The sequence below is a fragment of the Neisseria sp. DTU_2020_1000833_1_SI_GRL_NUU_006 genome, from assembly GCA_032388755.1.
GTDB classification, from domain to species: Bacteria; Pseudomonadota; Gammaproteobacteria; order Burkholderiales; family Neisseriaceae; genus Neisseria; species Neisseria sicca_C.
On the sequence record CP135593.1, the window covers coordinates 383,126 to 407,384 of the forward strand.

21 protein-coding genes and 1 tRNA gene are annotated in these 24,259 nt (G+C 52.9%); 12 read left to right on the top strand and 10 right to left on the bottom strand.

Going from position 1 to position 24,259, the window contains the following annotated elements; translation table 11 throughout:
* The first annotated feature begins 71 nt into the window (after nt 1–71).
* Nucleotides 72–1,745 carry an AMP-binding protein gene (locus tag RSJ68_01785; protein ID WNU97519.1) on the top strand — a complete coding sequence of 558 codons (1,674 nt, stop codon included), beginning with the start codon at nt 72–74 and terminating at the stop codon, nt 1,743–1,745.
* A 69-nt stretch (nt 1,746–1,814) separates the two neighbouring features.
* A complete protein-coding gene (locus RSJ68_01790) occupies nt 1,815–2,795 on the top strand; it encodes a PhoH family protein (protein ID WNU97520.1) in 981 nt (326 codons plus the stop codon).
* A 94-nt stretch (nt 2,796–2,889) separates the two neighbouring features.
* Here the strand turns inward: RSJ68_01790 and RSJ68_01795 are convergent, their stop codons facing one another.
* From RSJ68_01795 to gmk, 3 genes are all read right to left on the bottom strand, one after another.
* Nucleotides 2,890–5,046 carry a bifunctional (p)ppGpp synthetase/guanosine-3',5'-bis(diphosphate) 3'-pyrophosphohydrolase gene (locus RSJ68_01795; protein WNU97521.1) on the bottom strand — a complete coding sequence of 719 codons (2,157 nt, stop codon included), beginning with the start codon at nt 5,044–5,046 and terminating at the stop codon, nt 2,890–2,892.
* A 108-nt stretch (nt 5,047–5,154) separates the two neighbouring features.
* Entirely contained in the window at nt 5,155–5,361 is a 207-nt protein-coding gene (gene rpoZ, locus RSJ68_01800; GenBank protein WNU97522.1) for a DNA-directed RNA polymerase subunit omega, read from the bottom strand.
* 59 nt (nt 5,362–5,420) lie between these two features.
* The gene (gene gmk, locus RSJ68_01805) at nt 5,421–6,038 is read right to left on the bottom strand and encodes a guanylate kinase (GenBank protein WNU98329.1); all 618 of its coding nucleotides are present in this window, start codon (nt 6,036–6,038) and stop codon (nt 5,421–5,423) included.
* Nucleotides 6,039–6,190: 152 nt separating this feature from the next.
* Between gmk and RSJ68_01810 the strand changes: the two genes are divergently transcribed.
* Together RSJ68_01810 and RSJ68_01815 are read left to right on the top strand one after the other, a co-directional pair.
* Nucleotides 6,191–6,751, top strand: a complete 561-nt coding sequence (locus RSJ68_01810; GenBank protein ID WNU98330.1) for an adenine phosphoribosyltransferase — start codon at nt 6,191–6,193, stop codon at nt 6,749–6,751.
* Between the two features lie 170 nt (nt 6,752–6,921).
* The gene (locus tag RSJ68_01815; GenBank protein ID WNU97523.1) at nt 6,922–8,769 is read left to right on the top strand and encodes a lytic transglycosylase domain-containing protein; all 1,848 of its coding nucleotides are present in this window, start codon (nt 6,922–6,924) and stop codon (nt 8,767–8,769) included.
* A 257-nt stretch (nt 8,770–9,026) separates the two neighbouring features.
* On the opposite strand, the gene RSJ68_01820 is transcribed toward RSJ68_01815, so the two are convergent.
* Nucleotides 9,027–9,119 (bottom strand) — tRNA-Ser (locus tag RSJ68_01820).
* A 165-nt stretch (nt 9,120–9,284) separates the two neighbouring features.
* On the opposite strand from RSJ68_01820, the gene RSJ68_01825 reads away from it, so the two are divergent.
* Nucleotides 9,285–9,845, top strand: coding sequence for a pseudouridine synthase (locus tag RSJ68_01825; GenBank protein WNU97524.1), 561 nt, complete (start codon nt 9,285–9,287; stop codon nt 9,843–9,845).
* 94 nt (nt 9,846–9,939) lie between these two features.
* Here RSJ68_01825 and RSJ68_01830 read toward each other — a convergent pair whose 3' ends face one another.
* The 3 genes from RSJ68_01830 to dapA form a co-directional block, all read right to left on the bottom strand.
* Entirely contained in the window at nt 9,940–10,746 is an 807-nt protein-coding gene (locus RSJ68_01830; protein WNU97525.1) for a DUF4198 domain-containing protein, read from the bottom strand.
* A 294-nt stretch (nt 10,747–11,040) separates the two neighbouring features.
* Nucleotides 11,041–12,168 (bottom strand): outer membrane protein assembly factor BamC, encoded by a 1,128-nt coding sequence (gene bamC / locus RSJ68_01835; GenBank protein ID WNU97526.1) that lies wholly within the window; start codon nt 12,166–12,168, stop codon nt 11,041–11,043.
* Between the two features lie 72 nt (nt 12,169–12,240).
* The gene (gene dapA / locus RSJ68_01840; protein ID WNU97527.1) at nt 12,241–13,122 is read right to left on the bottom strand and encodes a 4-hydroxy-tetrahydrodipicolinate synthase; all 882 of its coding nucleotides are present in this window, start codon (nt 13,120–13,122) and stop codon (nt 12,241–12,243) included.
* A gap of 346 nt (nt 13,123–13,468) precedes the next feature.
* Between dapA and RSJ68_01845 the strand changes: the two genes are divergently transcribed.
* The 3 genes from RSJ68_01845 to rlmB all read left to right on the top strand — a co-directional run bounded on the left by RSJ68_01845 (nt 13,469) and on the right by rlmB (nt 15,362).
* Nucleotides 13,469–14,179, top strand: a complete 711-nt coding sequence (locus tag RSJ68_01845; protein ID WNU97528.1) for an AzlC family ABC transporter permease — start codon at nt 13,469–13,471, stop codon at nt 14,177–14,179.
* Complete coding sequence (locus RSJ68_01850) at nt 14,176–14,484, top strand: AzlD family protein (GenBank protein WNU97529.1); 309 nt, start codon at nt 14,176–14,178, stop codon at nt 14,482–14,484. Before RSJ68_01845 ends, RSJ68_01850 begins: the two co-directional genes overlap by 4 nt.
* Nucleotides 14,485–14,612: 128 nt before the next feature.
* Nucleotides 14,613–15,362, top strand: coding sequence for a 23S rRNA (guanosine(2251)-2'-O)-methyltransferase RlmB (gene rlmB / locus RSJ68_01855; protein WNU97530.1), 750 nt, complete (start codon nt 14,613–14,615; stop codon nt 15,360–15,362).
* An 88-nt stretch (nt 15,363–15,450) separates the two neighbouring features.
* Here the strand turns inward: rlmB and RSJ68_01860 are convergent, their stop codons facing one another.
* Nucleotides 15,451–16,404 carry an L-lactate dehydrogenase gene (locus RSJ68_01860; GenBank protein WNU97531.1) on the bottom strand — a complete coding sequence of 318 codons (954 nt, stop codon included), beginning with the start codon at nt 16,402–16,404 and terminating at the stop codon, nt 15,451–15,453.
* Nucleotides 16,405–16,743: 339 nt separating this feature from the next.
* On the opposite strand from RSJ68_01860, the gene RSJ68_01865 reads away from it, so the two are divergent.
* Nucleotides 16,744–17,538: a factor H-binding protein gene (locus RSJ68_01865; protein ID WNU97532.1), complete on the top strand. Its 795-nt coding sequence runs from the start codon at nt 16,744–16,746 to the stop codon at nt 17,536–17,538.
* Between the two features lie 217 nt (nt 17,539–17,755).
* Here RSJ68_01865 and RSJ68_01870 read toward each other — a convergent pair whose 3' ends face one another.
* Entirely contained in the window at nt 17,756–18,607 is an 852-nt protein-coding gene (locus RSJ68_01870) for a DUF1853 family protein (GenBank protein ID WNU97533.1), read from the bottom strand.
* A gap of 70 nt (nt 18,608–18,677) precedes the next feature.
* Entirely contained in the window at nt 18,678–19,493 is an 816-nt protein-coding gene (locus RSJ68_01875) for an RNA methyltransferase (protein ID WNU97534.1), read from the bottom strand.
* Between the two features lie 183 nt (nt 19,494–19,676).
* Between RSJ68_01875 and RSJ68_01880 the strand changes: the two genes are divergently transcribed.
* The 3 genes from RSJ68_01880 (at nt 19,677) to RSJ68_01890 (ending at nt 24,185) form a co-directional block, all read left to right on the top strand.
* Nucleotides 19,677–20,462, top strand: a complete 786-nt coding sequence (locus RSJ68_01880; protein ID WNU97535.1) for an inositol monophosphatase family protein — start codon at nt 19,677–19,679, stop codon at nt 20,460–20,462.
* A gap of 198 nt (nt 20,463–20,660) precedes the next feature.
* Nucleotides 20,661–21,962 carry a TolC family protein gene (locus tag RSJ68_01885; protein WNU97536.1) on the top strand — a complete coding sequence of 434 codons (1,302 nt, stop codon included), beginning with the start codon at nt 20,661–20,663 and terminating at the stop codon, nt 21,960–21,962.
* Between the two features lie 39 nt (nt 21,963–22,001).
* Nucleotides 22,002–24,185, top strand: a complete 2,184-nt coding sequence (locus RSJ68_01890) for a type I secretion system permease/ATPase (protein ID WNU97537.1) — start codon at nt 22,002–22,004, stop codon at nt 24,183–24,185.
* The last annotated feature ends 74 nt before the right edge of the window (nt 24,186–24,259 follow it).

A 24,259-nucleotide genomic window follows, 5' to 3' on the forward strand; every position in this document is an offset into this window, starting at 1 on the left:
CAGCGGGTTTGCTCCCGTCTTTTCAGACGACCTCAAGACAACCATAAAACCAACGAAACAAGACTATTTATATGGAAAAACTCTGGCTCAACAGCTACGAACAAGGCGTCAATGCCGAAATCGACATCACGCAATACAGCTCTATCAGCGACGTATTCCGTCAAAGCGTTGAAAAATTCGCGCATCAACCCGCGTTTCAAAACATGGGCAAAACGCTCACTTACGCCGAGGTCGGCAAGCTGGCGGAAAATTTTGCTTCCTATCTGCAAAACGTCCTGAAGCTGCCGCGCGGCGAGCGCGTGGCGATTATGCTGCCCAACCTGCTGCAATACCCGATTGCACTTTTTGGCATCCTGCAAGCGGGGCTGGTGGCGGTAAACACCAATCCGCTCTACACCCCGCGCGAGCTGGAGCATCAGTTGAAAGACAGCGGCGCGACCACCATCATCGTTCTGGAAAATTTTGCCAACACGCTGGAGCTGGTGCTGCCACGCACGCAAATCAAACACGTCATCGTCGCTTCTGTCGGAGAAATGTTCGGTTTCTTCAAAGGCACGCTGATGAATTTCGTGCTGCGCAAAATCAAAAAAATGGTGCCCGAATACCGTATTTCCGGTGCTATCCCTTTTCAGACGACCCTGAAAGAAGGTGCGGCACATACCTTCCGCCCCGTTACCCTGACCCGCGAAGATACCGCGCTGTTGCAATACACGGGCGGCACGACCGGTGTGGCAAAAGGTGCCGTCCTCAGCCACGGCAACATCTGCGCCAATATGCTTCAGGCGAAAGAATGGATTAAAAACCAACTGCGCGAAGGCAAAGAAACCGTCATCGCCGCGCTGCCGCTTTACCACATCTTCGCCCTGACGGTGAACCTGATGATTTTCACCAACGCCGGTTCCAAAATCATCCTGATTACCAACCCGCGCGACATGAAAGGCTTTATCGGCGAACTCAAAAAAGAGCGCATCAGCGTCTTCATCGGCGTGAACACCCTGTTTAACGGCATGGTCAACCAACCTGATTTCGCCACCGTCGATTTCTCCAACCTGCGCCTGACTTTGGGCGGCGGCATGGCGACTCAAAAAGCCGTCGCCGAAAAATGGAAAAAAATCACCGGTACGCCCATTGTCGAAGCCTACGGTCTGACCGAAGCCAGCCCCGGCGTGTGCTGCAACCCGCTCAATATCGAAACGTATAGCGGCGGCATCGGACTGCCCGTTCCCTCCACCGAAGTCGAATTGCGAGATGCGAACGGCAAAGAAGTCGGCATCGGACAGCCGGGCGAACTTTGGGTGCGCGGCCCGCAAGTGATGAAAGGCTACTGGAACCGTCCCGAAGAAACCGCTAAAACCATAGACGCGCGCGGCTTTTTGGAAACCGGCGACATCGCCGTCATGGACGAAAAAGGCTGGCTGAAACTGGTTGACCGCAAAAAAGACATTATCGTCGTTTCCGGTTTCAACGTTTACCCGAACGAAATCGAAGAAGTCGTGTCGCACAACGATAAAGTCATGGAAGTCGCCTGTATCGGCGTGCCCAACGAAAAAACAGGCGAAGCCCTCAAAGTCTTCGTCGTCAAAAAAGACCCGAGCCTCACCAAAGAAGAACTCATCGCATTCTGCCGCTCCGAGCTGACTGCTTATAAAGTGCCGAAAGACATCGAGTTCCGCGACGAATTGCCCAAGTCCAACGTTGGCAAAATCCTGCGCCGCGAGCTTCGCGAACAAGCGCAAAACAAATAACACCGAAAGGTCGTCTGAAAAGCATCCCGTACCTTTCAGACGACCTTTCATCGCCATGGAAAAAAGCATATGACCCATACCGTCCATCTTCAATTTGAAGACATCGACAACACCGTCCTCCAACGCCTCTGCGGCGCGCTCGACGGCAACCTCGAAGCCTTGGGCAAAGCCCTCGACATCCAAATCAGCCGCCGCTTCGAACATTTCACCTTCATGGGCGAACTCGCCCACGCCGGCCGCCGCGCCTTGCTCGCGCTTGCCGAAGCCGCCGAACAAGGCGATTTGGACGACAACGCCATCCGCCTTGCCGCCGTCGAAGCCAAAACCGCCGACGAAAAACACAAAGAAAAACACCACGACCAACAATATTATTTCCGCACCAAACGCGGCAGCATAGGCGGACGCACCCCGCGCCAAAACGGCTACATCCGCGCGCTGTTGAACCACGACGTCGTCTTCGGGTTGGGTCCCGCGGGTACGGGCAAAACCTATCTCGCCGTCGCCGCAGCCGTCGATGCCATGGAAAAACACCAAATTGAACGCATCGTCCTCGTCCGCCCCGCCGTCGAAGCAGGCGAAAAACTCGGCTTCCTGCCCGGCGATTTGGCGCAAAAAGTCGACCCCTACCTGCGTCCGCTCTACGACGCGCTCTACGAGCTGATGGGCTTCGACCGCGTGACCAAACTCATGGAAAAAGGCCTGATCGAAATCGCCCCGCTCGCCTACATGCGCGGCCGCACGCTCAACGGCGCGTATGTGATTTTGGACGAAGCGCAAAACACCACGCCCGAACAAATGAAAATGTTCCTGACCCGTATCGGCTTCGGCGCGAAAGCCGTCATTACCGGCGACATCAGCCAAATCGACCTTCCGCGCAACATCAAATCCGGCCTGAAAGACGCCCGCGAAAAACTGCGCGACGTAGAAGGGCTGTATTTCCACACCTTCACTAGCGAAGACGTCGTCCGCCATCCGCTGGTACAGAAAATTGTGGAAGCGTATGAAGCGGCAGAAGAGCAGGCTGAAAGAAGCAGCACCGCCGAACGGTAAATAATAAGGTTCAAAAAGGTCGTCTGAAAACCGGAATGATGGTTTTCAGACGACCTTTTTCAGAGCAGATTAAATTTCAATCGATACCGTTCAGCTAGCTTCGTACCACTTTACGTATTTGGGGGATAGTGTGCAGGTTGTGAATAATTTGGTTGATTTGATTCAAGTCCCTTACTTTGATAATAAAATTGAATTCGACAAAGCCTTCCGTACCTGCAAGCGCTTTATTGGGCGTTTCGACAGACTCGATGTCCGCGCCGGAATTGGAGATGGCTTGCGCCATAAGGGCGAGCAGGCCGTGGGCGTCTTCGGATTGTATAGTAAGCCCGCTGCGATACGTATGGCTGCCCATGCCTTCCCAGTTCGCATCAAGCTGCTGCTCGGGGTCGGATTTGAGCAGGGTCGGACAGGTATCGCGGTGGATAATCATGCCTTTGTCTTTGACCAAAAGGGCGCGGACGGAATCGCCCGGGACGGGGTGGCAGCACTTGGCAAAATGGATGCTTCCCGTTTCTTGGTCGTTGACTTTGATGGGGCTGAGTTTGACTTCGCTGCCGAAGTGCTGCCCTGCCAGTTCGGCGATGTGCATGGCGACGTACACGGGCAGGGTATGCCCCATGCCGACGTTGTAGAGGACTTCTTCAAACGAGGTTTGTTTGTCGTTGAGGTCGGCGAGGTATTTTTCTTTGAGGTCGTCTGAAAGCAATACGTCTTTGGGCAACAGGCTGGACAGGGCTTTTTGCAGCAGGTTTTCTCCGAGGATGATGGCGTCGTGGCGGTTGAGGTTTTTGATGTATTGACGGATGGCGCTGCGCGCACGGCTGGAAACGGTGAAATTCAGCCATGCCGGATTGGGCTTGGCGTGTTCGGAAGTAATGATTTCGACGGAATCGCCGGTTTTGAGCTTGGTACGCAGGGGCATCATGGTGTTGTTGATGCGGGCGGCAACGGTTTTGTGTCCGATATCGGTGTGGACGGCGTAGGCGAAGTCTATGGGTGTCGAACCCTTAGGCAGGGTGAGGATTTTGCCTTTGGGTGTCAGGATATAGACTTCGTTGGGGAACAGGTCGACTTTGACGTGTTCGAGGAATTCGATGGCGTTCGCGCTGCTGGCTTGCAAATCGAGGATGTTTTTAAGCCATTGGTTGGTATGGAGGACGGCTTGATCGACGGTGTTTTCGCCGGATTTGTATATCCAGTGGCCTGCGATGCCGCCTTCGGCTACGGCATCCATTTCGCGCGTGCGGATTTGGACTTCAATGGGTAAGCCGTAAGGGCCGACCAGGGTCGTGTGCAGGCTTTGGTAGCCGTTGCTTTTCGGGATGGCGATATAGTCTTTGAAGCGTCCGGGTTTGGGCTGATAGAGATTGTGCAGCGCGCCGAGGGCGGCGTAACACGCGGGAATGCTGTTGACGATGACGCGGAAGCCGTAAATGTCCATGACTTCGGCAAAGCGCAATTTTTTTGCCAACATTTTTTGATGGATGCTGTACAGGTTTTTTTCCCTGCCTTTGATTTTGGCTTCGATGTTCGCGCCGACCAAACGCTGGCTGAAGGCGCGCAAAACTTTGCCGACGACGTCGCGGCGGTTTTTGCGGCTGTTGTCCATCGCTTTTTTAAGGGTTTCGTAGCGGTTCGGGTGGAGGTTTTGAAACGATAAGTCCTGAAGCTCTTGGTAGGCGTTGTTCAAGCCGATGCGGTTGGCGATTTGGGCGTAGATTTCGAGGGTTTCTTTGGCGATGCGGCGGCGTTTGTCGGGACGCATGGAGCCGAGTGTGCGCATATTGTGCAGGCGGTCGGCGAGTTTGACGACGATCACGCGCACGTCTTTGGTCATGGCGAGAATAAGCTTGCGGAAGCTTTCCGCCTGATGCTCGGCATGATCTTCAAATTTGAGTTTTTCGAGTTTGGAAAGCCCGTCCACCATCTCGGAGATGGTTTCGCCGAATTCTGCCGCCATTTCGATTTTGGATACGCCCGTGTCTTCGAGTACGTCGTGCATCACGCCCGCGCACAAGCCTTGTATGTCCATGTGCCACAACGCAAGTTGCGTGGCGACGGCAAGGGGGTGGGTAATGTAGGGTTCGCCGCTTTTACGGGTTTGTCCGTCATGGGCGTGAAAGGCGTAGGCGACGGCTTTTTCAAGCTCGGCCTGTTCGGATGGGCTGAGATAGGAGGCGGTGCGAAACAAAAGTTCGCGGGCTTCGGCAGTCAGCGCGTCATAGGGGGCAGTGGGCTGGGGGGCGGGCATTTCAGACGGCCTTCGGTGTGTGTTTTGTTTTGAGCCGTCAGACTGTATCGGTCGGGTGTCGCGCCGATACAATCCGCGCGGCGGTTGGGCAGATTTTGCCTGCCGGTATTATTTGTTACGGGTCAGCAGCTCGGTACCGATTTGACCGGCGGCGATTTCGCGCAGGGCGGTAACGGTCGGTTTGTTGTTGCGGATGTCGTCAACCATAGGGGCGTTGCCGTTTTCAAGCTGGCGTGCGCGGCGGGCGGCGACGAGGGTCAGGTCGAAATGATTGGGGATTTTGCCTGTGCAGTCTTCAGTGGTGATACGGGCCATTTGTTTGCTTTCTTTCTATTAATTTGTGATGGAATGTAAATGCGTATTTTCGCTGTTTTTCAGGAATTTTCCAACAGGTTTGAGATAAATCCTTGCTGGGAAGATTTTTTCAGACGACCTGCTTTGATGATGTGAAGCAAATCGGCTTCCGCCCTGTCTAAATCATCGTTGACGACGATATAGTCAAATAGGACGGATTGTTCGATTTCGTGACGCGCTTTGGAGAGGCGGGTTTGGATAACTTCCTCGCTGTCGGTGCCGCGCCCGTTAAGGCGTTCGGCAAGGACTTCGAACGAAGGCGGCAGGATGAAGATACTGCTGGCTTCGGGCAGCGATTTGCGCACCTGCGCCGCGCCTTGCACGTCAATTTCCAAAATCACATCGTAACCCTCTTCGCTAAGGGAATTGACCCCCGCTATGCTGGTTCCGTAATAATTGCCGAAAACGTTTGCGTGTTCGAGAAAGGCTTTTTGTTTGATTAAAGATTCAAATTCCTCTTTGGGAACAAAATGATAATGTACGCCGTGCTGCTCGCCTTCGCGCGGCTGGCGGGTGGTGTGCGATACAGAGACGCGCAAATCGGCGTTGTTTTTCAAAAGACGGGAAACCAGCGTGGTCTTGCCCGTGCCGGAAGCGGCGGAAATGATGAAAATATTGCCTTTTTTATGGGGTTTCATGATGTCGGTACCGATGGGATTATCTGTTGATTGTAGCATACGGGGCGTGTAATTTCATGTTCAGACGACCTTTCAGCCCCGATGGATTTGGCAACCGGCAGTCTGACGGCTACAATATCGTGTTAAAAACTTTTCATTTGGGAACACGCAAAATGTTGGTTCATCCTGAGGCGATGGGCGTCGCCGCATTGGCGGACAAAATCCGCAAAATCGAAAACTGGCCGCAAAAAGGCATTTTATTTCACGACATTACACCGGTACTTCAAAGCGCGGAATATTTCCGCCTTTTGGTGGACTTGCTGGTTTACCGCTATATGGGTCAGAAAATCGATGTCGTGGCTGGCTTGGACGCACGCGGCTTCATCATCGGCGCGGCGTTGGCGTATCAGTTGAACGTCGGCTTCGTCCCCATCCGCAAAAAGGGCAAGCTGCCTTTTGATACGATTTCGCAAAGCTACGCGCTGGAATACGGCGAAGCGACAGTCGAAATCCACAAAGACGCGGTCAAACCCGGCGCGCGCGCGCTGCTGGTCGATGACTTGGTCGCAACCGGCGGCACCATGCTCGCAGGCGTAGAACTAATCCGAAAACTCGGCGGCGAAGTCGTTGAAGCGGCGGCGATTTTGGAATTTACGGACTTGATCGGCGGCAGCAAAATCCGCGAAAACGGCGTTCCCCTGTTTACCCTGCTGCAAAACGAAGGCTGCATGTAAACTTTGCCCATGCCTCAAAGGTCGTCTGAAACAGCCATTCCGCTTTTCAGACGACCTTTTTGTTGTCCCTGATTACGCGGTTAATGTAAATATCGGTTTCAGATTCGGATAATGCCGCCAAATCGTTTAGAATACGGTTCTAATTGATTCTAATAAAGATACGGCAAGTAATGAACGCACAACGCATATTTTCCCTCTCGCTCAGCCTGATTGCCGCCGCGATTTTGTCGGCGTGTGCCTCCGAAAACGACGCGACTTCATCCAAAGAGCCTGGCTCTTCCCTGACCGAACCCGCTTCCATCCCCGCCCGCCGCGCCGAAGGCGAATCCAAAGTATTGTCCGATTACGGTCAATATCAAGGCGCGCTGGACGCTGCCAAACGCGGCGACGATATGTGGGTGCAACAATTCTTGGCGCAAGCGGGCGACAGCGCGATGGCTGAAAACGTCCGCAACGAATGGCTCAAAAGCCTCGGCGTGCGCGGACAATGGGATGTGTTCCGCCAAGAAAACAAAAAGCTGAATGCGGCGGGCCGGGTGCAGGAAGTGCAATGTTATGCCGAACTGGGCAGCGGCAGCTACAACATGGCGGCAGAGCTTGTGCGCGTTACCAACAAGCTGCCTGCGGGTTGTACCCGTTTGATCGAAAGCGCGGCATCGGCAGGTCGTCTGAACAGCAACGACGCATGGCGCCGCGTGCGCGGATTGTTGAGCAATAGCCAAACCAGCGACGCACGCAGCTTGGCAGCTGCCTTGGGCAGCCCGTTTGAGGGCGGCTCACAAGGTTCGCGCGAATACAGCCTGTTGAACGTTATCGGCAAAGACGCGCGAAAATCCTCCTCCGCAGCCTCTACCCTGTCCGGCATGGAATCCGGCTTAAGCCGCGAGCAAAGCAGCTTCGCATGGGGCGTATTGGGACTCTACCAAGCGCAAAATCAAAACATGCAGACTGCGTTGAGCTACTACAACCGCGTTTCCGACCGCAAACAACTGATCGACGAGCAATTCGAATGGTACGCCCGCGCCGCCCTACGCCTGCAACGCTGGAACGAATTGTCCGGCATCATCCAACAAATGCCCGACAACCTGCAAAAAGACCCGACTTGGCAATACTGGCTGGGTCGCAGCTACGCCGCACAAGGCAACCAAAGCCGTGCTAAAGAAATGTACGAAAAAGCCGCTGCAAGCGGACGCAATTTCTACGCCGTCTTAGCAGGCGAAGAACTCGGCCGCCGCGTCAATACCAAAAACAACGTTTCCGACGCCGATAAAAAAGACGTCCGCCGCATGGCAGACGACGGCGCCATCAAACGCGCGCTGGTTCTGTTTAAAAACAGCCAAAGCAGCAACGATGCCAAAATGCGCCGTCAGGCGCAGGCAGAATGGCGTTTCGCCACCCGCGACTTTAACGAGGACAACCTCCTGACTGCCGCGCAAGTCGCCTTTGAAAACCAGTTCTACGACATGGCGATCAACAGCGCCGACCGGACCGAGCGCAAACTCAACTACAACCTGCGCTACCTCTCTCCGTTTAAAGAGACCACCGTCCGCTACGCCTCGCAAGCAGGCATCGACCCCGCTTGGGTTTACGGTCTGATCCGCCAAGAAAGCCGCTTCGTCATGGGCGCGCAATCCAGCGTCGGCGCGCAAGGCCTGATGCAGGTTATGCCCGCCACCGCCCGAGAAATCGCTGGCAAAATCGGCATGAGCAGCAGCGAACTCTACACCATGGACGGCAACATCCGCATGGGCACATGGTACATGGCAGATGCCAAACGCCGCCTGCAAAACAACGAAGTGATGGCAACCGCAGGCTACAACGCCGGCCCCGGCCGCGCCCGCAACTGGCAGGCTTCTACGCCTCTGGAAGGCGCGATTTACGCCGAAACCATCCCCTTCACTGAAACCCGCGACTACGTCAAAAAAGTCATGACCAACGCGACCTACTACGCATCCCTGTTCAACGAACCGCAAACTTCGTTGAAACAGCGTATGGGAACCGTTCCGGGCCGTTATTGATTGACGCGGCTGTATCCGATCGGATTGTTTGACAGATACGGAAGCCAAACTTGAAAAAGGTCGTCTGAAAATGTATTTTCAGACGACTTTTTATATAAACCGGGTCTGACAAGGAGTTTATTGCAGGGATATTCGGTTAGGATGAGCTACTTGCTATCTGTTGTTCTTAGCCCCGATTGCACGGGGTGATATGACTGCTTTTTGTTTCATGGGGAAATAAAGAAAACCCGTCGGATAATCGACGGGTTTTCGTATGGTGGCGGAGTAAGAGGGATTCGAACCCTCGATGCAGGTTGACCCCACATGCTTCCTTAGCAGGGAAGTGCCTTCAGCCTCTCAGCCATTACTCCTAAGGAAGTGCGTAATATACTGGTTTGGCTCAGGCGTGTCAAGCCGGGCTTCAGGGTATTTTTTAACCGTATGAAATCATTTGTATAAAATATAAAGAAGCGTGAAATTGTAGCCCGTATGCGGCGGCTGGTACAATTCATGCTTGGTTTCAGGATGTGATGAAAATGAATGATTTAATCGTATTGAACAAGCCTTATGGCGTGATTTGCCAGTTTTCGGCGCATGAAAAGTATGGGTGTTTGAAAGATTATTTGGCGCTGCCGGACTTTTATCCGGCGGGACGTTTGGATACGGACAGCGAGGGTTTGCTGCTGTTGACGAACGACGGGCGTTTGCAGGCGCGGATTGCAGATCCTAAGTTTAAGCTGGAGAAAACTTATTGGGCGCAGGTGGAAGGTTCGCCCGACGAAGCGAAGCTGGATATGCTGCGGCGCGGGGTGGATTTGGGGGATTTTGTCACGCGTCCGGCAAAGGTTCGCGTGTTGGAAGCGGGCGAAGCGGATGTTTTATGGCCGCGCGTGCCGCCTATCCGCGTGCGTAAATCCGTGCCTGATTTTTGGGTGGAAATTCGGATTTCGGAAGGAAAAAACCGGCAAGTCAGGCGGATGACGGCTAAGGCGGGTTTTCCGTGCCTGCGTTTGGTCAGGGTGGCGATAGGTCGTCTGAATCTATTCGATTTGGGCTTGGCGCTTGGGCAATGGATGTTTGCGCCGCATAAGCCTTGATGGATGGCTGTTTATTAAATTAATTGGCTGATAAAGAGAAAGGTCGTCTGAAACCCCTGCAATACGGTTTTCAGACGACCTTTGTTATTGGATATTAATGATGCGTATGACCGATTTGGAAGGTCAGGGTGGTGTAGTTCGCCTGTTTTTGGCACACGCTTTGATCGGGGAAATCGGCTTTGTGTTCTACGCTGGCTTTCCAAAAGCCTTGACGCAGGGGGATGATGCTGACTTCGCCTTTGTCGTCCGTAGTATCGGAGAAGGCTTGGGCTTCGGTTTTGTGGGTTTTGCTGCGGTCGCTGGTGTCGAAACCGTCAAATGTGGCGGTAACGGTGGCGTTCGGCAGCGGCTCGCCGTTGAAAAGGACGCGGACTTTGAAGCGTTCGCCGACGTGGACGTTGGCAGGATTATCCAGCGGAACGATTTCCAGATGTTGTCCGACTTGCTTGGTGATGACGGCAGTGTCTGCGCTTTCGTGTCCGACGTTGACGATGTTTTTACCGAACATTCGGGTTTGTTCGCAATAGCTGGCGTCAGGCATTTCTTTGATGCTCGCCTGTTTCCAGCCTGCGCTGTTTTTAGACCAGAAGGTCGGCTGGTATTCGGCGGTAACGAGGTAGCTGCCATCTTTAACCGGCTGTTTGCTGCGGTACTGGTAGTTGTACGTCCCTTTTTGAATCAGATTTTCTTTGCCTTTTTCGGTAATCAGCTGCATGGGCTTGCTGAAAATGTGCAGGCGGTCTTTGGCGATGGGTTCGAGTTCGGGGAACTCGCCGTAGCCCAATTCGGCTTGCAGGTATTCGCCGCCGTGCGTATGGGCGGTTTCGACCCAGACGCGGTGTGCTTGGGCGGTTGTGCTGAACAGGAGTGCGGATGCGATGAACAATGCGGTTTTTTTCATGGGTTCTCCAAATGTATCGGGTAGAAATTTGATTGGTTATAATATAACAATTTTATTTATAACAAAACGGGTTCATGAAAAAAAAGGTCGTCTGAAAACAGGATTTCTGTTTTCAGACGACCTTTCGCTTAGCCGATGTTTAAGCGTTAACCGGCTTTAGAAGTAATATGGTGTACTCATTTTTAAATTGAATCAATAAATTGACAGATCTATTTTTGAAATAACTTTATTTTGCTTGTCGCTTTTGATAAGCACAAAAACCTCCTGCGTACAGGAGGTTTTTTGAGAAGCGGATTAGCGCAGTTCTGTATGCAGGCGGCTGAGGAGTGTAGAGGCATCGCTGCCGTTGTATGCGCTGCCGTCTTTGTTGAGAAGGCGGATTCGCGAACCGCCGTTAACAGGCTCGACGAATACGATGATCTCGGGGTAGGCTGCCGGTTTCTCGGCTTTTTTGCCTTTACCGAACATGCGGCCGAAGAAGCCCGGTTTTTTCGTGGAAACAGCTTCGCTCTCGTTAGGTGCCTGTTGAACCAAGAAGGCGTGGCGTTCGATGTTTTGACCCAAGACATTCAAGCCGATGCGGTCGAGGGCGAGCGCGGTGCGGCGCCAGTTGCGGCCGTAGTCGCCGGAGACGAGCAGGGTGTTGCCTTCGATTCGCGCCAATTCGTTGCCGCTGCGTTTGGCGACGCTTTGGGACAGCGCATTTTCGGCTTGTTGCTGATCGACGCCCAAGTATTGCATGAAGCGTGCGAGAAAGGCAGCTTCAAGATTTGGATCGTTGGCGGCAGGCTGCCAAGTGGTTGTATCTTTGTTTTTGTCTGCGTAAACTTCTTTCATGCCTTTGTGGGCGAAAAAGACGTCGGTTGTGCCGTTTCTGCCTTGTTCGATGCGGATGATGAATTTATCGCGCTCGCTGGTGGAATAGATGCCGCCCAAGCCGACTTTGTCCAAGAGGCGGCGCAGACCGTCTTGCGGGATTTTGGCGCGGTTTTCAGCCCATTCGGTTTCCATTTGGCCGATGCCGGGTTCTTCGGATTTGATGTCGAAACCGTTTTCTTGCCAGAATGCTTTCAGTAAAGGCCAAATCTCGGCTGGGGATTTGCCTTGAACTTCAACCCAGCGTTGGTTGCCATCGCGCTCCAAACGGACGCCTTTGACGGATTTGAGTACTTCGGAGTTGGCGGCCTGTTGCGTTGCCGATGTGCGGCGGCTCAGGTCGCTGGCACGGACGGCGCCGCTGCCGGCGGGTACTTGATAGAGGTTGCCTTGATCGGGGTTGTTCAAATCAGGCGGTACTTCTAATTTGACGATTTTGCGTGTCTGGGTTTGGTAGTCCAGCTTAGGCAGGTCTTTTTTGTTGCCCGAACAGGCAGTCATGCTGATCAGGGCGATTGCTACGACGACAGGTTTCATATAGGTCATATTGGTTTCCTGTGGGATGTGATGGGTTAACGGCAGGTCGTCTGAAAACGGTTTTCAGACGACCTTTGCGGTTTATGCGGTGAGTTGTCCGGATTCTTGCAATGCGGCGCGGACTTTTGCCTGTCCGGCTTCGGTCAGGGGGACGAGCGGCAGGCGGACATAAGGTTCACATTTGCCCAACGCTGATACGCCCCATTTGGGCGCGGCAGGGCTTGGTTCGCAGAACATAGTGTTATAAATCGGAATCAGGCGGTCATTTAATTGACGGGCGGTCGCAATATCGCCTGCAAGGGCGGCGCGGCACATATCGGCGAAGAGTTTGGGGGCGACATTGGCGGCAACGGTCACAACGCCTTTCCCGCCGCAGAGCATGAAGGGCAGGCCGGTAGGGTCGTCGCCGGAAAGGACGGTGAAGCCTTCGGGCGCGTGTTTGATTAATTCGAGATTGCTGCCGATGTTGCCGCTGGCTTCTTTGACGCCGACGATGTTCGGGATTTTGGCAAGGCGCAGGATGGTGTCGTTGGTCATGCTGACGACGGTGCGGCCGGGTACGTTGTAGATAATCATCGGAATCGAGGTGGCTTCGGCGATGGTTTTGAAATGTTGGTAAATGCCTTCTTGGGAGGGTTTGTTGTAATAGGGGACGACGGAGAGGGTGTAGTCTGCACCGGCTTTTTCGGCGGCGCGGGAGAGCGCGATGGCTTCGAGGGTGTTGTTGGCGCCGGTGCCGGCGATAACGGGAACACGCTTGTTGACGTGTTTGACCGTTTCTTCGATTACGCTTAAATGTTCTTCGACGGAGAGGGTGGCGGTTTCGCCTGTCGTGCCGACGGCGACGATGCCGTCGGTACCGTTTTCGATATGCCAGTCGATCAAATCGCGGAGTTGTTCGTAATGGATGCTGCCGTCTTGATTCATGGGGGTAATCAGGGCAACCAAACTGCCTTGTAACATAAGGAAACCTTTTATTTGTAGGGCGGAAGAGGGTTTGCTTCTAAAGGGAAGGAAATGCTTGGAATTGTAGCTTACTTTGTTGTTTGTGTGAAACATCTTGACCAGGCGGTCACCGTGCGAAGCTGAACGTAATGTTTATCTTAATGAATAATGATGTTTTTAATCAAAAATTTAGCATATTTTCATAGTGAAATGCCTGTCAAGGATTAAAAAGTGTTAAAGTCTTGCGGTGATGATTTTTGCTTTATCGAAGCCCGTTTCAGACGACCTTTTTAAGTTTGTCCGACTGTGTATAATACCTTCCCTCATTTTTCATCTTCACACTCTATTTAAATTTCTCAACAAAATGACACACCCAAATTCCCCGCAATCCGAATTTTTACGCGGCATCAAAGAATGTTCGCCCATGCTTATCGGGCTTTTGCCGTGGGCGCTGATACTCGGCGTACAAGGCGGGCAGAAAGGGATGAGCTGGCTGGAAATGCTGCTGATGACGGGCATGAACTTTGCCGGCGGCTCGGAATTTGCAGCGGTTAACCTTTGGACAAACCCGCTACCGATACTGATCATCGCCACCGTTACCTTCATGATTAATTCGCGCCATATTCTGATGGGGGCGGCAATCGCGCCTTATATGCGGGATATGCCGTTGAGAAAAGCCATGCCCGCGCTGTTTTTTATGTGCGACGAAAGTTGGGCGATGGCGTTTGCGGAAGTTCAAAAACGCAAGGCAATGGGGCTGCCGGCATTCAATATGCCGTTTTATGCGGGCGTGTGTTTCATCCTCTACACCACTTGGATCGGCTTTGCGGCGTTTGGCGCGGCGGTTGGTCCGATGTTCGGCGATGTTGCGGCATGGGGCTTCGGCATGGCTTTTCCCGCCGTGTTTTTGGTGCTGCTGCGCGGTATGTGGAAAAGCTTTAAGGCGGCACGCCCTTGGTTTGTCAGTCTGATTGTGGCGTGCGGGACTTATTTGTCGGTGGACGGGCATTGGTATGTGCCGCTGGGTGCGATTTCCGGCCTGCTGGCCGCCTATCTTTGGGGAGAGAAGGAATGAAGGATTTGCTCTCTTGGCAGTCGTTCCTGCTGTTTGCCGGCATGCTGGCGGTAACGTACTCCACCCGCCTTATTGGTTTTTTCGCCTTGCGCAACCGTACCTTAAGCCGCCGCGCGCAAATCGTGATGGAGGCCGCGCCGGGTTGCGTGTTGATTTCCGTTATCGCGCCTTATTTCGTGTCCGACAAACCGCACGAGCTGATTGCCATTGCGCTGACCGTGCTTGCCGCAAGCAGGTTTTCCATGTTGGTTACCGTGTTGATCGGTGTGGGCAGCACCGGGCTGTTGGGGTATTTGATGCGCTAGGCAGTTGAGTTTGAGTGAAACCGGTTATCTGTTTTCAGAGTGCGCAGCCTCCTGACGGGACGACCTTTCCCTTTCAGACGACCTTATCTTGTTATAATGTCGTCTGAAATTTTTTATAAAGCAAAATCATGGCAAACCAAAGACTCATCTACGGCTTCCACGCCGTCAACGCCCGCCTGTGGCAAAACCCGAAATCGATTACCGAACTCTATGTCCAAGAAGGCAAAAACGATGCCCGCACGCGTGACGTATTGGAGAAGGCGGCAAACGAAAACGTACGCGTACACTTCGCCGACGCCGACCGCCTCAACGCCATCAGCAAAGGTGCGCGGCATCAGGGCGTGGTCGGGTTTATCGACGCTTCCAAAAACCACGTCCACCTTGAAGACGTATTGGAAAACCTGAGCGAACCGCCGCTCTTGCTGATACTTGACGGCATCACCGACCCGCACAACCTCGGCGCGTGCCTGCGTACCGCCGACGCAATGGGCGTACACGCCGTCATCGCACCGAAAGACAAAAGTGCAGGACTGAACGCCACCGTCAGCAAAGTCGCCTGCGGCGCGGCGGAAACCGTCCCCTACATCACCGTAACTAACCTCGCCCGCACCCTGCGCGAGCTGAAAGAATACGGCATCTGGATCATCGGCACCGACATGGGCGGCGACGCCGACCTCTACCATTGCGACCTGCCCGACAGCGCGGCATGGGTGATGGGCAACGAAGGCGAAGGCATGCGCCGCCTGACACGCGAACATTGCGACATGCTGGTGTCGATACCCATGTTTGGCACGGTCGAAAGCATGAACGTCTCCGTCAGCGCGGGGATGGTGTTGAGCGAAACGCGCCGTCAACGGGTGTTGAAGGCAGAGAAATAGGGCTTAGGTTTGTGAATAACAAACGTCGTCAGAAAACCAAATTTCCAGTTTTCAGACGACGTTTTGTTTTACTTAGAGGCGATTCTGTTTACCCGACCATTTCATCGACTTTGCGTTGATAGCTTTTCAACAGCTCCGCCGAGCGGGCGAAGCGTTCGGCTTCGTCGTCGGAAAGTTGCAGGTCGATGATGCGGACCGCGCCTTGGCGGTTGACGACGGTCGGTACGCCGATATACACGCCGTTTTGTCCGAACTCGCCTTCAAGCAAGGTGGAAACAGGAAGCACGACGCCTTGATTGTGCAGGATGGCGTTGGAGATACGGCTCAAACCCATGCCGATGCCGTGGCTGGTCGAACCTTTGGCGGCGATGACTTCGTAGGCGGCATTGCGCACGGTGGTATAGATTTTGTCCATACGCGCCTGCCCGTCTTCTGATTGTTCCAACATCTTCTGAACCGACATACCGGCGATGTTGGCGGTACTCCAAAGCGCAATGATGCTGTCGCCGTGTTCGCCGATCATCATGGCATCGACGCTCCAAGGGGCGACATCGAATTCGTTGCCCAGACAAACGCGGAAACGGGCGGAGTCAAGGATAGTGCCCGAGCCGATAACGCGCTCTTTGGGCAGGCCTGAAAAGCGCAGGACGGCATAAGACAGTACGTCCACAGGATTGGAGGCGACCAAGAAAATGCCGTCAAAGCCCGAAGCCATGACTTTCGAAACGATGTCGCGGAAGATGCGCAGGTTTTTGTCGATTAAGTCCAAACGGGTTTCGCCGGGAGCCTGCGCCGCGCCGGCGCAAATACACACGATGTCCGCATCCGAACAATCATCGTAATCGCCGACGTAAATACGCGCAGGCGAGGCGGCATAAGGCATTCCGTGGCGGAAGTCGCGCGCTTCGCCTTCCGCGCGCGTGCGGTTGATGTCGATTAAAACCATGTCGTCGCACAAGGCTTGGTTGAGCATGGAATAGGCATAGCTGACCCCGACCGCGCCCAAGCCTACAACGACCACTTTATTACCAACTTTTTTCATGTTTGTTCCTGTTTGTTCGTGAATAGGAATTATTAATAACACTTGGACGGGGTGGCGTCAAATTTCAGACGACCTGTTTGCTTTGTAGCGGATTGTAATGGGAAAATAAACACATAAGGTATTTACCGGTCAGGGCGGGAGCAATGGCAAGAAAAGCAGAAAAGAGGATTGATATAATGCAGTATATTTATTTTGATTTAAGTCATGAATATCATCATAAAACCGTTATAGTATAACTTAAGGAGTGTATCCGAAGATTCGGACGGATTTTGTTTGCAGACATTGCCGCCGAAATACGGAGACACAATAGTCATGAATCACGATAATGAAAGGAAACGAATGAAAGCGAAATCTTTATTGGCGGTTTTGGCTGCCACCTGCATTTTGTCCGCTTGCAGCAGCGCAGGCAGCAGCTTGGCGGACGGGCTGACCAAACCGTTTGATCCTAATGCAAAAGATTGGAAGCAACTGACTGTTTTCGAATCTGTTCCCGATGGCGGCGTATTGGAGTTGACCGACAGGGGCGGTAAAACCCAAACCCTGAAAAAAGGCGGGGTTTTGGATACGGGTTATCTGAAAAACGACCGTGTTTCCGATTTTGACTATGTGAAAAAAATCAATGTAAACGGACAACTTATCGAATTGGAACGCGGTGATTTCTTGGTGTATAAACAAAGCCATTCTATCGTTGCCGCCACTTTGGCAAAGCAGAAAACCAATCCGTCAGATGGAGCGCGTTCCGAGGCATTCGATTTTCATGTTAACGAAATTCAGGGGCAGGACATTGCCTTCGGTAATCTGCCTAAATTGGGACAAATAAACTACAAAGGTATCGCGTTCAACGGCGACGACCGCAGCGGGCGTTTGTTTTATGCGGTTGATTTTGAGAAGAAACAAGGCAGCGGAAGCATCAGCGGAATGCATAGCGGCTATAACGTCGAATTGGCGAAAACCGACATCCAAGCCATGGGCAACGGCTCAGGCTTGAGCGGCAAAGCCATGAAGGACGGTGTGGAAAAAGGCAGTTACGAGCTGAAGCTTTTCGGCAGTAAAGCCGAAGAAATTGCCGGTAAGGCTAAAATCAACGACGGCAGTAAAACTCAGGAAATCGGTTTGGCCGGTAAGAAAGAGTAGGGCGGGACAATCCTCAGCCTGACGGATAAGGTCGTCTGAAACCTTTATTTTAGATAAAAGGTTTCAGACGACCTTTTTGTATCGGCAATTTGGAAAATATAGCTAAATGACTTTATTTTCGATACGCAACTTACCGGGAATGACGGAATTCCATGACATTCTGTATTTAAAGTTAAGCATGTTTGCTATATGGTTTGTAGGCGTGGATGCTTTGGATTCAAGCAACTTTCATGATGCGTTCGATTTCATGCCAAAAGCCGTCGGGGCGCAATTCGAGTTTGGCGATTAAGCCGCTTTCGATTTGGCGGACGTCTCGGTCGGACAGGGTTTGCGCCTCGGTGACACGGGCGGGGGCAAGGTATGCCATGCGGTCGATGAGGTGGTAGTGTGCGTCCTCTGTGGTCGGATATGCCGGCCAGTCTCGGATAAAGACGCCGCGCCAGCAGTATGGGTTTAACGGGGCTTCGGCGGAATCTGCGCCGACGGGGAAAAAGCCGATGCCGCGTATGATTGAGGCGGGTTGCGGCGCGTCGGGGAGACGGTTTTGCCGCAGGGTTTCGCTGCCTTCGGGGGATTGAAGCAGGGCGAGTTGGCGTGACAGTTTGTCGGCTTTGGCGGCGAGGGTGTCTTTGGAATTGAGTCCGCACATGTTTGCGGATTTGCCGCTACCGCTGCCGTAATATTTGCAGGTCAGTTCGATGTGGTAGGGTTTGCCGTTGATGGAGGCGATGAAATCGGCGGCGCCTTGCATGAGGTCGTCTGAAAACACGGGCAGGTTGCAGGCGTGCAATTCGGTATGCGGCGCGTGGGCAAACCAAAATGCGATCAGGCGTTCGGCGTAGATGCCGAGTCGGTTGCTGAAGGGGGCGTGTTCGGCGAGATAGTTGTCCAGCGGGGCGGGATTGCCGTCCAAATCCAAAAGATAGCGGAAGCCGCGTTCGCCCAATAGCTCGCGGACGCTCAATTCGCAACCGCTTTGCCAAAGCGGCGGGGCGGTCAGCAGGGTGGCGAGGTCGCGGACGGTCGGGGTGGTGAGTTTCCACCATAGGGCATCTAGGGCGTAGTTCATGGCTGTATCTGGTTGATAGTTTGGCTGAGGTCGTCTGAAAACTTGCAATCAAGTTTTCAGACGACCTTTTTCAGTCTTTCTTCTTCAAGCGATGGCTGACGGTATTGAAAAAGCCGCGCAGGATGTCGATGTCTTCGGTTTGCGTGTTGGCGCGGCCGAACAGGCTTTGCATTCGGCGCATCAGGCGTTCGCTGTTGCGGCGGTTGAAGAATCCGATGTCGTCCATGACGTTTTCCATGTGGGCGACCATGCCTTTGATTTGTTCGTGTGTAGCGGCGTGGTCTTCTTGTTGCAGGTGGGTCATGGGCATATCGGTCTGGCTGAAGATTTCGTAACACACGACCTGAACGGCTTGGGCGAGGTTGAGCGAGAAATAGTCGGGATTGCCGTTGATGGTCATCAGACGGTTGCACGCCTGTACTTCTTCAATGCTCAAGCCGAAGGTTTCGTTGCCGAAGACGAGGGCAACTTGTTCTCCGCGTTGTGCCGCCTGCAATAATTCGGGAACCAGTTCGCGCGGGGTTTGCAGTGGCGCGGTGATTTCGCGGCGGCGGCTGGTAAGGGCGCAGGCAAGTGTGGTGTCGGCGAGGGCTTCGTCGAGTGTGGCGGCAATCACGGCGTTGTGCAATACGTCTGCCGCGCCGGAAGCGAGGATGAAACTTTCCTCCGGCAGTTGGAAATCTTTCGGGTTTTCGGGATTGAAAACGGGCGGTTGCTCGGTCATCGGCGTGGACATCAAATTCGGGGCGACAATGGTGAGGTTGTGCAGCCCCATGGTTTTCATGGCGCGGGCGGCGGAGCCGATATTGGCGGGATGGCTGGTGCGGGTGAGGATGATGCGGATGTTGCCGAGATAGTCGGGCAATTCGGGCTTGGCTGAAGTCATGTTTTGTTTTCGGTTTGTTCGGGAATCGGGTATAATACGCCATCTTTTTGTTTTCAGACGACCTTTCGCCTTTGGGCTTGAGAGGTCGTCTGAAATGTTCTTTAACAACGTCGGAAACGTACAAACGTTGCGTCCGGTGCAGATGCGCCGGACGGTATTTTACCTGATTTAGAAAGAAAACCCATGAATCCGTTTTTAAATACCGCTTTCAAAGCCGCCCGTAAAGCCGGGCAGATGATGATCCGCGCAAGCGGCAATCTGGATGCCGTCAAAGTTGACAGCAAGGCATTCAACGATTTCGTTTCCGACGTTGACCGCAATTCCGAGATGATTTTGGTGGAAGCGCTTAAAGAAGCCTATCCGCATCACAAAATCACTTGCGAAGAAGGCGGTTCTCACGGCAAAGCCTCTGCGGAATACGAATGGATTATCGATCCGCTCGACGGTACGACCAACTTCTTACACGGTCATCCCCAATACGCGATTTCTATGGCGCTGCTGCACAAAGGCGTGTTGCAGGAAGCTTTAGTGTACGCACCTGAACGTAACGATGTTTACATGGCTTCGCGCGGCAAAGGCGCGTTGCTCAACGACCGTCGTATCCGCGTTTCTTCCCGCATTGAGTTGAACCGCTGCTTGATCGGTACCGGCTTCCCTGTTGTCGACCAAAGCATGATGGACAAGTATCTGGCTATTTTGAAAGACTTTTTGGCAAAAACGGCCGGAGGTCGCAGAGAAGGCGCGGCTTCGTTGGATTTGTGCGCCGTGGCGGCCGGCCGTTTGGACGGTTTCTTCGAGTTCAACCTCAAACCTTGGGATATTGCCGCAGGCGCGCTGATTGTGCAGGAAGCCGGCGGTATCGTTACCGATATGTCCGGCAATGAAGGCTGGCTGGAAAGCGGGGATATTGTGGCAGCCAATCCGAAAGTGCTGGCGCAAATGTTGCAAATCATTAGCGTCCATCTGTAAACAGGAGGTCGTTTTCAGACGACCTTTTGCTCGTTTTTAATACGGTGTCGTGATTTAGCAATAGTAGGAATATCATCCATGTTACTTTCAGGAGCAGATAACTACCTTTTATCGCAATCTGAAAACAGGGATTCCGATTAATGATAATATGCTCAAAGAATTGATTTGCAACAGGCCTCCCCTCTGCCAATCTGATAAATGACGAACCGTATTGTTGTGAATAATATGAAGAAAAAAACTTTTTTGAATCGTCCCAAGACATCCGTTTTCCGCACCGGGCAAATTGCTGCCGCAGTGTGCGCGGCAGTATGCGCGGCAACGGCGCAAGCCTACCCTTTGCAGGCTATTTTAAGGGATGCCATGGTGTCCGACCCGATTGTGAAGGAAGCGAAAGCAACCGAAGATTCGGCCAAAAGTACGACGAAGGCGACCCGTGCGCGCCATTATCCCGTATTGACGCTGACGGGTACCAAAGTTTTGGCGCAGAAAAACAAATATTCCAGCAACGATATGAATGACGGTGTCGGCATACGCGGAACTTTGAATGTATATTCATGGGGCGCCATCAATGCGGCGGTACGGCGCGATAAAAACAGAGAGCAATACTACCATCATCGTTATTTCGAAAATCAGGAACGTCTGGGCAGCGACATCGGCAAACTCTATTTGACCGCATTGCGCGCGAAAGAAATCCTGCGCATCAACCGTCAGAGCTTGGTCCGACACAATAATCTTCTGAAAGATTTGAATATTATCGTGAAATACGATAGCGGCCGCCGTTCCGAACTCATTGAGGCGCGTGCGCGCCTGTTGCAGGTCGAGTCATCCATCGCGCAACAACAACGTACGATGGAGTTGGCGTTGAGCCGTTTGTCCCGCTACACCGGACGGCAGTTGACGGCAGAGGATTTGGAAGATCCGTTTGCCAACGACAGCGCGGAATCATTGGTTCGTCGTTTCAAAACAGCCGATAACAATACTAATCCTTCCTATCGGGCGCAGGTGGCAGAACGCGACAGCGTGAAGGCAGATTTGGACGTTTCCAAAGCAGAGCGCCTGCCCGCCGTGAATCTGGAAGGTAATGCGAACCGCGACAACAGACAGCTTTATTTAAATGTGGCATGGAATGTCTTGGACGTTGCCGCGCGCCATAATGTGCAGAAAAATGCCGATGCCCTGATTGCTGCCGAATCGAAATCCGAGCAAATTATGCGCGACATCACCGAAAAAACCCAAACCGCCGAAATCGACATGCGCGAGAGCGAACGCCGTGCCGATATTGCCGCGCAACATATTGCCGCTCAAAAAGACGTGGTTAAAACTTACGAGCTGCAATTCAAAATCGCCCGCCGCACGCTGACCGACGTTTTGGGCGCATACAACGAATTGTCCAGCATCGAGCAGGAAAACATTTCGGCGCGCAACGACTTCCGCGATGCCGCGTTGGATTATCTGGCTGCGCAGGCGCAAATGGCGAATTGGGCAGGCTTGAAGCAATAACATAAAATCTTAACATCATTACTCATTACGCGAATTATCATGAAAGCAATCATTGAACATATTGTGTTGGTTACCCGTCTCTTAGGGGCGCCTGTGTCAGAAGCCGCGCTGACGGCAGAGGTGGTGCGGGATAAAAAACTCAATGTCAACTATCATTCCCTCGTCGAAGTCTTGCGCAGCCACGGCTTCGAAAACACATTGTCCAAGCGCAATCTGGAAGACATTCCATCGCTTGCCGTTCCTGTGATGATCATTCTTCACAACGAAGAGGCTGCCGTCATTACCAATATCGAAGGTTCGGGTCGGAACAGGAAATATCATATCCGTCAGGTAGATGGCTTGGAGCAGCAGCTTGATCATGACCAGCTTTCCGGTCTGTATCTGGGTTACTGCTGGTTTATCAAGCCCAAAATGGCGGCGGACACGCGTTCCGAACTGCCTGAATACCACCTTCCCAAAGCATGGTTTTGGAAAGTCATTTGGCGTTTCCGCAGCTATTACTATCAAGTGATTTTGGCGACCGTCATTATCAACTTCCTCGCCTTGGTCAGCTCGTTGTATGTCATGAACGTGTACGACCGCGTCATTCCCAACCAAGCCTATGAAACCCTGTGGGTTTTGAGTATCGGCGTTGTCCTCGCCATTTTGTTCGAATTTGCCGCCAAGATGATACGCGGCCATTTGACCGACATCGCCGGTAAAAAAGCCGACCTGATTATCAGCTCCGCCTTGTTCCGTCGCGTGATGGCATTGCGCCTTGCCGACCGTCCCGCTTCGTCCGGCTCATACGCCAACAACCTGCGCGAATTTGAATCCGTACGCGAATTCATGACCAGTGCGAGCCTGTTGACTTTGGTGGACTTGCCGTTCCTGTTGCTGTTTATTTTTGTTATTTCGATAGTCGGCGGCAAACTGGCATTGGTTCCTTTGGCGATTATTCCGATTGTCGTCATTGTCGGCTTCATCGTTCAACGCCCCTTGTCGCGCCACATTAACGAATCCATGAAAGAAAGCTCGCAACGTTCAGGCCTTGCCGTAGAAGCCATTGAAGGCATCGAAACCCTGAAAACCAACAATGCGACTTCATGGGCGCAACAACGCTGGGACGAATACACCGCTAAAACCTCCGCTTCATCCATCAAAGTAAAAGATACCAGCAACTTCATGGTCAACTTCGCTGTTGCCATGCAGCAGCTCAATACTGTCTTTTTGGTCGTTGTCGGTACCTATCTGATTCATGCCGACAACCATGCGGAACGGATTACCATGGGTGCGCTGATTGCCTCCGTTATTCTGTCCGGCCGCGCGTTGGCGCCGTTGGCTCAAGTTGCCGGCCTTGCTACCCGCTTCCAACAAGCGAAGCTGGCGTTAAGAGGCGTGAACGACATTGTTTCCCGTCCGATCGAACGCAGCCCCGAACGCAAATACATTACTTTGGACAACGTTCAAGGCAATATCGCTTTTGAAAACGTAACGTTCAAATACAAAAACGAAAGCAACAACGCAGTTGACGAGTTACGCATCAACATCCGACCCGGTGAAAAAGTCGGTATCCTCGGACGTATCGGCAGCGGTAAAAGTACCATGCTGAAACTGGCGAGCGGTCTGTACGATACCGAAAAAGGCAACGTAACCCTCGACGGCGTCGATATGCGCCAACTTGATCCGAATTTCCTGCGGAACCAAGTCCTCCTGTTTAGCCAATCTCCACGCCTTTTCTTGGGAACATTGCGCGAAAACATGGATTTGGCGCGTACCGACAGCTATTCGACCGACCAAGACCTACTGACCGCACTCAAACGTTTCGGTCTGGACCAAATCATCCGCAACCACCCGAGAGGCTTGGATATGCCTTTGGGTGAAGACGGTTTGGGTCTGTCCGGCGGTCAAAAACAAATCATCGCCCTCGCACGCATGACGTTGCGCGACCCCAAAGTCGTCCTTTTGGACGAGCCGACAACCAGCCTCGACCAAGGTACCGAACGCATGGCATTGAACGCGATTGCCCACTGGGGACGCAACCGCACCATGCTCTTGGTCACCCACCGTCCGCAAGTGCTGCAAATCGTTAACCGCATCATCGTAATGGAAAACGGCAAAGTCGTTATGGACGGCCCGCGCGATTTAGTGTTGCAAAAACTGATGCAAAACGAGCAAAACAAAGTCAAAGCAGCACAACAAGCGCAGGAAAACCAACGTCCCGGCGAAGCGGCGCAAGCATGACGAAAAGGGAAAAGGTCGTCTGAAAACACAAGCAGAAAGCGTTTCAGACGACCTCTTTGAAAACAACAAACAGA